This window comes from Devosia sp. LC5 (assembly GCF_000735585.1).
Classification (GTDB): Bacteria; Pseudomonadota; Alphaproteobacteria; order Rhizobiales; family Devosiaceae; genus Devosia.
In genome coordinates this window covers 25,660-35,732 of record NZ_JNNO01000022.1, presented here as the reverse complement: position 1 = coordinate 35,732, position 10,073 = coordinate 25,660, and the positions used below count along the sequence as shown (strand labels likewise).

10 protein-coding genes and 1 pseudogene are annotated in these 10,073 nt (G+C 63.5%); 6 read left to right on the top strand and 5 right to left on the bottom strand.

Going from position 1 to position 10,073, the window contains the following annotated elements; all coding sequences use genetic code 11:
• Positions 1-548: PQQ-binding-like beta-propeller repeat protein (locus tag FF80_RS12200; RefSeq protein WP_035100750.1), on the top strand; the 548-nt coding region annotated here is incomplete at its 5' end.
• Positions 549-575: 27 nt separating this feature from the next.
• Here the strand turns inward: FF80_RS12200 and FF80_RS22215 are convergent.
• Positions 576-793, bottom strand: a pseudogene (locus FF80_RS22215) (aldo/keto reductase); the annotation flags it as partial.
• An 11-nt stretch (positions 794-804) separates the two neighbouring features.
• Positions 805-1,986, bottom strand: a complete 1,182-nt coding sequence (locus FF80_RS12195; protein ID WP_035100748.1) for an MFS transporter — start codon at positions 1,984-1,986, stop codon at positions 805-807.
• 104 nt (positions 1,987-2,090) lie between these two features.
• On the opposite strand from FF80_RS12195, the gene FF80_RS12190 reads away from it, so the two are divergent.
• Entirely contained in the window at positions 2,091-2,996 is a 906-nt protein-coding gene (locus FF80_RS12190; RefSeq protein WP_035100746.1) for a LysR family transcriptional regulator, read from the top strand.
• 39 nt (positions 2,997-3,035) lie between these two features.
• Here FF80_RS12190 and FF80_RS12185 read toward each other — a convergent pair whose 3' ends face one another.
• The 3 genes from FF80_RS12185 to FF80_RS22095 all read right to left on the bottom strand — a co-directional run bounded on the left by FF80_RS12185 (position 3,036) and on the right by FF80_RS22095 (position 6,094).
• Positions 3,036-4,688 carry a GMC family oxidoreductase gene (locus tag FF80_RS12185; RefSeq protein WP_035100745.1) on the bottom strand — a complete coding sequence of 551 codons (1,653 nt, stop codon included), beginning with the start codon at positions 4,686-4,688 and terminating at the stop codon, positions 3,036-3,038.
• A gap of 47 nt (positions 4,689-4,735) precedes the next feature.
• The gene (locus tag FF80_RS12180) at positions 4,736-5,803 is read right to left on the bottom strand and encodes a LacI family DNA-binding transcriptional regulator (RefSeq protein WP_052153461.1); all 1,068 of its coding nucleotides are present in this window, start codon (positions 5,801-5,803) and stop codon (positions 4,736-4,738) included.
• Between the two features lie 63 nt (positions 5,804-5,866).
• Positions 5,867-6,094, bottom strand: a complete 228-nt coding sequence (locus FF80_RS22095) for a hypothetical protein (RefSeq protein ID WP_200877197.1) — start codon at positions 6,092-6,094, stop codon at positions 5,867-5,869.
• On the opposite strand from FF80_RS22095, the gene FF80_RS12175 reads away from it, so the two are divergent.
• Genes FF80_RS12175 through FF80_RS12160 form a run of 4 tightly spaced genes read left to right on the top strand, consistent with a single transcriptional unit; the run spans position 6,038 to position 10,069 of the window.
• On the top strand, positions 6,038-6,967 hold the full coding sequence (locus FF80_RS12175; RefSeq protein WP_152558366.1) for a sugar phosphate isomerase/epimerase: 930 nt from the start codon (positions 6,038-6,040) through the stop codon (positions 6,965-6,967). The genes FF80_RS22095 and FF80_RS12175 overlap by 57 nt on opposite strands.
• Positions 6,968-7,015: 48 nt before the next feature.
• The gene (locus FF80_RS12170) at positions 7,016-8,239 is read left to right on the top strand and encodes an ABC transporter substrate-binding protein (RefSeq protein ID WP_052153459.1); all 1,224 of its coding nucleotides are present in this window, start codon (positions 7,016-7,018) and stop codon (positions 8,237-8,239) included.
• A complete protein-coding gene (locus tag FF80_RS12165) occupies positions 8,232-9,176 on the top strand; it encodes a sugar ABC transporter permease (protein WP_081917408.1) in 945 nt (314 codons plus the stop codon). The genes FF80_RS12170 and FF80_RS12165 overlap by 8 nt, the downstream gene beginning before the upstream one ends.
• Complete coding sequence (locus FF80_RS12160; protein ID WP_035100743.1) at positions 9,176-10,069, top strand: carbohydrate ABC transporter permease; 894 nt, start codon at positions 9,176-9,178, stop codon at positions 10,067-10,069. The genes FF80_RS12165 and FF80_RS12160 overlap by 1 nt, the downstream gene beginning before the upstream one ends.
• Positions 10,070-10,073: the final 4 nt, after the last annotated feature.

The following is a 10,073-nucleotide window of genomic DNA, read 5'->3' as shown; positions in this document are numbered from 1 at the left end:
TTGGCCAATCCAGCATCCACCTGCATTGCCTGCACTGCCAAACCGGGGAGAAAATCTGGTCGGTCGAGGTCGATCAGTATCATTTCAATGTCATCATGGCCGGCAACCTGTTGCTTTGGGGCGCGCGTAACGCGCTCAACGCCTATGATCCGGCCACTGGCGCGCTGGTGACGCGCCTGGCCATCCCGGAGGGCACGGCCATCACCTCCGGGCCGGCATTGGCGGACGATACCATTATTGCCGCCGATGACAGCGGCATCATCCGCGCCATCGCGCTCGAACAGAAGGGCCTGCTGTTCAAGAAGCCGGCACTGCGGGAATTGTGGTTCAATTCCCTGCCGGGCAGTTTCGCCGGCCAACCCCTTGTCGTCGGTGGTTACGTCCATGTCCTGACCGAACAAGGCCAGGTGCATTGCTACAACTTGGCCGGCGACGCCATTGGCCCCGCCATCATCACTGTCGAAGGCGGCAAGGGTGGCGGCCTGGCGGCGGCAGGCGATGCAGTCGCCATATCGCAAGGTCGCGTATTGGCGCTCTATCGGCGTTGAACTGCGGCGGCCGATACTGGGCCAGGCGTCTCCCAACGGCGGCCCGGCCCTGGTCGAGATCAGCACCGCATCGCACCGTCCCTTGATCGCCTGGCCAAGCACTGCCTCGGAAGCTCCGTCGGAATAGGCATCGGCTGTATCTGCCCCAATTGCCGAAGAACGAGCCGGAACCGCCGAAAGTGCCTGCACCAAAGCTGAGGATCGGCACTTTGAGTGCCGGATTCGCCGAGCGCTCGATAGTCCATGGGAATGCTTCTTAGAGAACGGGATTGCAGGAGGGCATGAGCGCCGCGCGCTTGCTTGCCCGAACGGCGATCACCGCGATGGCAATGGCGAGAAGCGGGAACAGCGCGGCCGTGATAGGCACCATGGCGAGGCCCGGCCCATGGTCGATGACCACGCCGCCCGCCCATGCGCCGATGGCATTGCCGATGTTGAAAGCCCCGATATTGAAGCTGGATGCCAGGCTCTGGCTCGCGCCACCGGCTTTAGACAGCACCCACATCTGCAGGGGCGCGACGGTGGCGAAGCCCGCGGCACCGAGCAGGCCGGTGAAGATGATTGCCGCAATTGGGCTGTGGAGGGCGAAGGTCATCAGGCCAAGCACAGTGGCGAGCCCCGCCAGAGTGCCCAGGATGGCACCGATCAAGTTGCGGTCGGCCAGCCTGCCGCCCAGCAGGTTGCCCACCACCAGGCCACCGCCGAAGACCAGCAGGACTGGCGAGATGGCGCTGTCGGCAAAACCGCTGATCTGTGTCAGTAGCGGTGCGATATAAGTGAAGACGGCGAAGACCCCGGCATAGCCGAGCAGAGTCGTCAGCAGGCCGAGCAGCACCGGACGGTGGGCAATGGCGCGCAAGTCGGCCCGCCAGTCGGAGGCTTCGGGCGGCATCCGGTCCTGCGGTACCAGCGCGGCAAGGACAACAAGCGCGATGAGACCCACCAGCGTCACCGCCCAAAAGCTCGTGCGCCAGCCATAGTGCTGCCCGAGCCATGTGCCGAAGGGCACGCCGAGCACAGTCGCGACCGTCAGGCCGGTAAACATTATGGCGATGGCCGAGGCGCGCTTGTCCTGCGGCACGAGGCCGGTGGCCACCACCGCCCCGACGCCGAAGAAGGTTCCATGCGTCAGCGCGGTCAGCACCCTCGCCGCCATCAGCCAGCCATAGGTCGGCGCCAGCGCACAGGCGGCATTGCCGATGATGAAGATGACTATCAACCCGACCAGCACATGCTTGCGCGGCCAGCGGGCGGTGAGCGCAGTCAGGACCGGCGCGCCGATGGCGACGCCCAGTGCGTAGCCGGAAATCAGCAGACCCGCACTCGCGATGGGGACGTTCAGTTCACGGCTGACCTCCAGCAAGAGGCCCATGATGACAAATTCTGTAATGCCGATGCCAAAGGCGCCGGCCGTCAAAGCGTAGAGCGCCAGCGGCATGGTGATCTCGATGTTCCTTCAGAGCAATTTTCTCAAAGATAGACCTTTGACGCGGGATGAAATAGAATGCTCATAGGAACATCACCTGTGAGTTGAACTCATCAATGGCACGGCTTGAGGCCAACCGAATCGGCGAAATGGAAGTGTTCGTGCGCGTGGTCGAACATGGCGGCTTCTCGCCCGCCGCGCGCGCTTCCCGCATGACGCCTTCAGCGGTCAGCAAGCTGATTGCCAGGCTGGAGGCCCGGCTCGGCGCCAGGCTTCTCAATCGTTCGACGCGCCAGCTCATCCTCACGCCCGAAGGCTGTGCTTTCTACGAGCGGGCGACGGGCATTCTTGCCGATCTGGAGGACGCCGAGCGCGCGGCGGGCGTGGGTGAGCGGCCCGTCGGCCGCATCCGCGTCAATACCAGCGCGTCCTACGCCAACCATATCCTTGCCCCGCTCCTGCCGGAATTTCTGGCGCGCCATCCGGGCGTCACGCTTGATATCGTGCAAACCGACGCCGTGGTCGACCTGCTGGGTGAGCGCATGGATGTGGCCATCCGGGCGGGACCGCTGAAAAGCTCCAGCCTCGTTGCCCGCAAACTTGGCGAGACGGCGCTGATTATTGTTGCCGCACCGTCCTATCTTGTGCGTTGCGGCGAGCCGACCACCATTGCGTCTCTGCAGGAGCACAATCGCCTTGGCTTCGGCTATGCGCGGGCAGTGGACGGCTGGACGGTACGCGAGAATGGCGAAACCGTAGTGGTGCCAGCCACCGGCCGTGTACAGGCAAGCGACGGCGAGGGTCTGCGACATCTTGCCTTGGCCGGCGTCGGGCTCGCCCGCCTCGCTGCCTTCACGGTGCGGCATGACATAGCCTCAGGGCGGCTTGTACCGATCCTTGATCATCTCAGCACAGGCGACAGGGAAACATTCCACGCCGTCTATGTCGGCCAGGGCGGGCCGCTGCCCTCACGCGCCAGGGCGTTACTGGACTTCCTTGTCGAACGTGGAAGGGTGTGTTGACCCAAGCCTTGCTTGCGGCGGCAACCGCGACAGGGACGGCTAAAGCCGGCCGGCCTTCATTTCCTGGGCCAGGTGGCGGCAGGCGCGCACGGTCAGAGCCATGATGGTGAGTGTCGTGCCCGCCACCCCACTGCTGGCAAAGGCGCTGGCGTCGGTGACGAAGAGATTGGGCACGTCCCAGCTCTGGTTGGAGCCATTGAGCACCGATTGGTCGGGCGAGCGGCCCATTCGTGCGCCGCCGGCCTCATGGATCGCCGCGCCCATCACCATGGTTTTGGTGAACATGCGGCGGAACAGGAAACGGCTGAGCGGATCGGCATCGGGATAGGCGCCGCGACCCTTTTCGACCAGGCCCAGCGGCGAGCCGATAAATTCGAGTTCCCCGCCGGTTTCCTCGACAATTTCGGTCAAGGTAGCCAATTGCCTGGTCAGCGTGGCCTCGTCTGCGGGACCCATCTTGCAGCGGATATGCGGCACGGCAATGCCCCAGCCGTCCTTGCGCTTGGGATCGATGGTGACGCGGTTGTCGGCCGTGGGCTGCATGACGCCGAAGCCGAAGAACGACAGCCGCGCATTGCCCGAGGAGCCGGTGGGATACCGCCCGATCGAGCCCTGGAAATTGAATTCGCTCGCCGCCATGCCGTCCTTGCCGACAAAGCGGGGCACGAAAATGCCACCGGATGGGCCATAAAACGGGTCCGGCGGCGCCGTATCAGCGCTCGTCGCGCCCTTGACCCTTGGATAGGAGCCGGTGGCGATGCAGGGCAATTGATCCATAAAGTAGCGGCCCAGCGTGCCCGAACTATTGCCCAGCCCATTGGGATGGCGGGCTGACGCCGAATTGAGCATCAGGCGGATACTCTCGACCGGGGAGGCGCAGAGCACCACGGCCGAGGCAGTGATGGTGCTGCGCTGGCCGGTCAGCCGGTCGATGATTTCGGCGCCGATGGCGCGTCCGGTCTGCTCGTCGGTCAGCACCCTTTGGGCAATGGCATTGTAGCGGATATCGAGATTGCCGCTGGCCATGGCATCACGCAGCGGACGCAAAATGCGGGTCGGCTCCGGCCCGATATAGCGCCAGGTGATCACCCGGCGATCCGGCCATTTGCCTTCCAGATCCGCCTTGAACAGCTGCTCGGCCTCGGTCAGCCGCGCTTCATGGGTATAGACGCTGTCGGGCTGGGTCGGGACATTGTCGTCGCGGCCGTAGATTTCCAGGCACCGCTCCACCTCTTCGTAATAGGGCACCAACTCATTGTAGGAAATCGGCCAATCCTCGCCCTGCCCCGTCCGGGTGCGCGTCTTGAAATCATCGTCGGTCCAGCGCAGCAGCGCGCGCCCGAATGTATGGGTGCGCCCGCCGGCCTGGCGCCCGCGGATCCACACGAAAGGAGCGTCTGGCGGGGTCGTATAGGGATGCTGGCGATCGTTGACGAACAGGTTGCGCATGCGCATGTCGAAATAGGCGGCCCGCGCCTGTACCCCCTGCCCGCTGAGCGTCGCCTTGGCGCGTTGCCACAGATTGATATCCGACTGGCGGATCTTGCTCTTGACCTCGAAATCCTTGGGACCGATTTCCGGCCCTGCCTCCAGCAGCACCACCTTGAGGCCCTGAGCCGTCAGCTCGCGGACGGCAAACGAACCCGACGCGCCTGAGCCGATAACCATCGCGTCGAACTGGGCTTTAGACATCTATCGGCTTTCTGTGGTGAAGCGCCCGGCCTGGGCGCGGGATGGAACTAGGAGGGATCGGCCGGCAGCGCGCGCACACTCTGGCGCAGCACCAATTGGCAAGGCACTTCGGTCCGCAGGGGCGGTCTGGGGAGATCCCCCAGGGCCATGCCGATCACCAGATCGACGGCGCGCCGCCCCATTTCGGCGGTGGATTGCTGGACCGTGGAGAGGCTGGGCGTCATGAAGGCACCCACCGCCGCGCCGTCGAAGCCGACCACCGAGACATCGCCAGGCACGCTCAGCCCGCCATCAAGGACGGTTTTGATGAAGCCGATGGCAGTGTCGTCATTGGCGCAGACCACGGCCGACGGGCGGTCCTGCGGCGCCAGGGCGAGATAACGCTGCGCGGCGCTGGTACCCCCGCTGAAGCAGAAATCGCCCTGCATCGTGCTGAGTTCGTCCGGCGGCAGGCCGCAGCGCTGCAGGGCCAGGCGCACACCCTTGAGGCGTTCCACGTCGTGGTAATTGTCCGGCCGGCCGCGAATATAGACAAACCGCGTATGCCCCAGGCCGACAAGGGCCTCCACGGCCTCCCCGATCGCCGCGCTGTCATTGCTGATCACGCTGGGCACGTTCTGCGCGCTCATGTCGAAATGCAGCGAGACCAGCGGCAGGCCGGCTTGCAACAGGTTGCGGTCCCCGATGCTGGGGACGGGGCTGGCCATCAGCAACACGCCCGATATTGTGCCGCCAAAGGCCAGCGCCAGAATATGCTCGTCGGTCTGGGCCTCTCGCGACACATTGGCGATAACCAGGGAATAGCCCCGCGCCGTCAATGCGGCCGCAGCCGAACGCAGCACTTCGAGCACGGTCTGGGAGGCGCCGATATAGAGCTCGTCGGGCAGCACGATCATGATCGTGCGCGTCTGCCCGATGCGCAGGTTGCGCGCAGTCTGGTTGACGATATAGCCCAGCTTGCGGGCAGCGGCCTCGACCTTGAGCCGGGTCGGCTCGGCGATTCGCCCCGGCATGGTCAGCGCGCGGCTGACCGTGGATGGCGCCACCCCGGCCTCGCGCGCAACATCGGCAACGGATGGCGCAGATATCCGGTCAGGCGCTGGTTTTTTGCTCATCGCTGTCCCTCCTTTGCCCTTCTTGCCGGTAAAAATCGTGTGCCGTCAAACACGTAACACAGCCTAATTTTGGTGCACTTTTTCCGCTTGCGCACCAAAACGCCATGTGCAATCAATATCGCGTTGGCAATCGATTGCCAATCCAAAAACATTCAGATCGATGAAACAAAGCGCCGCAAAAACTTTGCTGGTGTCGGGTAGGAGCGCGTCGTGGCACTGCACGCCAAAATAGACATGGCAGTTGATCTTGTAACTTTCTTCCATCCCGAATTCTGGGGTGTTGGAAATCACGGAGATATTCTTGCTTTCGCCGAATCAAAACCTGAATTGTTCTGGAACAAAATTCTCGACACTGTCGCTGCGGCCGGCTTGCGCGGTATCGAGCCCACCTTTTCCCCATTCAACTGGCAGCATGCCATCAAGACCTTCGGTTCCGTGGCCGGGTTTTCCCGCGCCATGGAACAGCGCGGGCTGACGCTGGCCAGCGGCTTCTTTGCCGATCTGGAGCATGGCAGCGACATCGCCGATCCGGCGGTCCGCTCCAAGCTGTTCGATCTCGTCAAAGCCTATGCCGAGGTGATCGCGGCCTGTGGCGGGGATGCCATGGTGGTGGGCCTGCCCATGCGCCGCACCCGCGACGCCGAGCCGCCGCTATTTGTCGACCTGCCCTATGCCCAGCGCATTGCCGAGGTGATCAACGAATTGGGCGCGCTGACACTGCGCAATGGGGTCAAACTCGCCCTCCATACCGAAGCTCATTCCGTGTTCTGCACGTCGCGCGATGTCGATCTGTTCATGCTGTTGACCGACCCGCTCTATGTCGGCTTCTGCCCCGATGCCGCGCACCTGCTGGGTTCGGGCGCCGATCCGGTGGCGGTCACCACTCGCCATATCGACCGGCTCGTCGTGGCACATTGGAAAGACGCCACCGGCGTCATGCCCTTCGACATTCCCATCGATGCCAGCATCCACGACAGCCACCAGGCCTATTTCTGCCGCCTGGGCGCCGGGCGGGTGGATTGGCCGGCCTGGGCGCGCATGTATCGCGACCACAATATTTCCGGCTGGGCGGTTCTCGAACTCGATGCCGCCGCCGATCCCCTGTCCGAAATGATCGCCTCACGGCAATTCGTCGAGACCACTCTGCTCCCCATCATCGGCTAAAGCGCGACGGCCAGCCCGCTCGCTCTGTGCAAGGAAGGACTACCCCCAATGCGTCTACTCCTGCCTAGTCTCACCGCCCTGCTGCTGGTTTCGACCGCCCAGGCCCAGGACCTCACTGCGGAAGTTGCCCACTCCTGGACCTCGGGTGGCGAAGCCGCCGCGGTCAAGGTCATTTCCGATGCCTTTACCGCCCGGGGCGGCACATGGGTCGATTGGTCCGTGGCCGGCTTTGAAAGCGCCAATGCGGCCTATATCAGCCGCCTGCTCGCCGGTGACCCGCCCACCGCCAAGACTGCTGTTGCCGGGCCCGAAGTCACCGAGCTGATCGCCCAGGGCCTGATGAACGATATCGACACTGCTTTCCACGCCGCCGTGCCCGATGGGGTAGTGCCCCAGGTCGTGCTCGACGCCATCACCATGGACGGCAAGGTCTATATGGCGCCCACCGGCATGCATGCGGGCAGCTGGATGTTCTATTCCATGCCGGTGTTCGAAAAGGCCGGCATTACCGAGGCCCCGACCAGCTGGGACGAATTTTTCGCTGCCATGGACAAGATCAAGGCGGCGGGCCTGGTGCCGATCGCCTGGGGCGGCCAATCATGGCAGGAAGGCATCGTCTTCCATGCCGTGGTGCTCTCCACCATTGGCGCCGAAGCCTTCACCAAACTCTATAAGGACAGTGACCTGTCGGTCATCGACACGCCCGAATTCGCCGAGGCGGTCAATGTCTTCGGCCGTATGCGCGACTATGTCGATGCCGGCGCACCCGGCCGCAACTGGAATGACGCCACGGCAATGGTGATCCGGGACGAAGCCGGTGTGCAATTGCTGTCCGACTTCATCAAGGGCGAATTCACCACGGCCGGCGAAACGCCGGGCATCGATTACGGCTGCGCCCTCACCCCGAGCACGGATTCGCTGATCTTTTTGGCCGATGCCTTTACCTTCCCCAAGACCGGCAATGCCGACGAGGACAAGGCGCAGGCGCTGCTGGCCGAAGCCGTACTCGATCCCAGGGTGCAGGCCGATTTCTCGGCGCTCAAGGGCTCGCTGCCGATCCGCACCGACGTGGACACATCGGGCCTCGATGCCTGTGCGCAAACGGCGATCGAACTGGTCAAGCAGGACAAGATCGTTCCCGACGCCGCCATGACACTGTCGCCCGCCATCAATGGCGGCTTCAAGGATGCCGTGGGTGCCTTCTTTGCCGATCCGGCGATGACCAGCGAAGCCTTCATCGAGCAATACAAGGCCGCTTTCGCCAATGGTTGATCAATCGGGCGCACGCACCACTGCGTCACCCCCCGGCCGATCCAAGGTCACCGGCAGGCTACGCCTGCCGGTAGCCGCCATGGCGGCGCTGACGCCGGCCTGGCTCATCATCCTCCTGGTCTATCTGGGCACCACGGTCTGGACGGTGCAGATTTCGCTGACCAAATCCCGCATGCTGCCGTCCAGCGAATTTGCCGGCCTGTCGCAATATCAGCGCCTGTTTGGTACCGCGCGCTGGTCCAATTCCATCGAGAACGTGCTGACCTTCGGCGTGGTCTACGTGCTGGGCGCCATGGTGGTGGGCCTGCTGCTCGCCATCGCCATCGACCGCCGCGTGCGCTTTGAAAGCGCCTGGCGCACCATGTTTCTCTATCCCTATGCGCTGTCCTTCATTGTCACCGGCCTGATGTGGCAATGGCTGATGAACCCCGAAATCGGCATCCAGGCCACCGCACGAGCCGCAGGGCTGGGCTGGTTCACCTTCGATTGGACCACGCGCTCGGACATGGCCATCTATGCTGTCGCACTGGCCGGCATCTGGCAGAGCGCGGGCCTCGTCATGGTTCTCATGCTGGCCGGACTGCGCGGCATTGACGCCGATCTCTGGCGTGCCACCCGGATCGAAGGTATCCCCATGTGGCGCACCTATCTCACCATTGTGCTGCCGCAGCTGGGCCCCTCGGTGGCCACCGCCTTCATGCTGCTGACCATGGGCGCCGTGCGCACCTTTGACCTGGTGGTGGCACTGACCAATGGCGGCCCCGGACAATCCACCGAAGTGCCGGCCAAGTTCATCATGGATAGCCTGTTCGCCCGCCAGGACCTGGGGCTGGCTACGGCCGGCGCCACCGTGATGCTGTTCACCGTGATGGCCGTCACCATTCCCATTCTTTATGCGCGCGATATCTGGACGCGCCGCCAGAACGGAAGGCTCTGATGCGCGATCCCTTTCCCGCCACGGCCCGCGGCCAGCGCCCGCAACGGCTGACCACTGCGCGCATCGGCCTATATGCTTTTCTGCTCATCGCCGCGCTGTTCTTCCTGCTGCCGGCCTATGTGATGATCGTCACCTCGTTCAAGAGCATGGGCGAAATCCGCTCGGCGCAGATCTTTTCCCTGCCGCAGATGCTGGATTGGTCATACTGGCTCGAGGCCTGGTCGAGCGCCTGTGCCGGGGTCAATTGCAACGGGGTGAGCGTCGGCTTCTGGAACTCGGTCAAGATCACCGTCCCCGCCACCATCCTGTCGGTGTTGCTGGGCGCGGTCACCGGCTATGCCCTCTCATTCTGGAAGCCGCCGGGCTCCAAGCTGCTGTTTGCCGCCATCACCATTGGCGGCTTCATTCCGCTGCAGATCTTCCTCTTTCCTATGGTGCGCGCCACCGCGGCGCTCGGGCTCTATAATTCACTGGCGGGCATCGTATTGGTGCATGTCGTGTTCGGCCTGCCGCTGACCACGCTGCTGTTCCGCAATTACTACGCCGCAATACCCGTGGAATTGTTCAAGGCCGCGCGCGTCGATGGGGCGGGCTTCTGGCGCATTTTCTACGCGCTGATGCTGCCGCTGTCATTGCCCATGCTGGTGGTAGCCGGCCTGATGCAGATGACCGGCATCTGGAACGATTTCCTGCTCGGCCTGGTCTTTGCCGGTCGCGACAATCTTCCCATGACGGTGCAGCTCAACAATATCGTCACCACTACGACTGGCCAGCGGGAATACAATGTCCATATGGCCGCCACCGTCCTGACCGCGCTGGTCCCGCTTGTCGCCTACTTCGTCTCCGGCCGCTGGTTCGTCCGCGGCATCACTGCCGGTTCCGTAAAAGGTTAGCTGC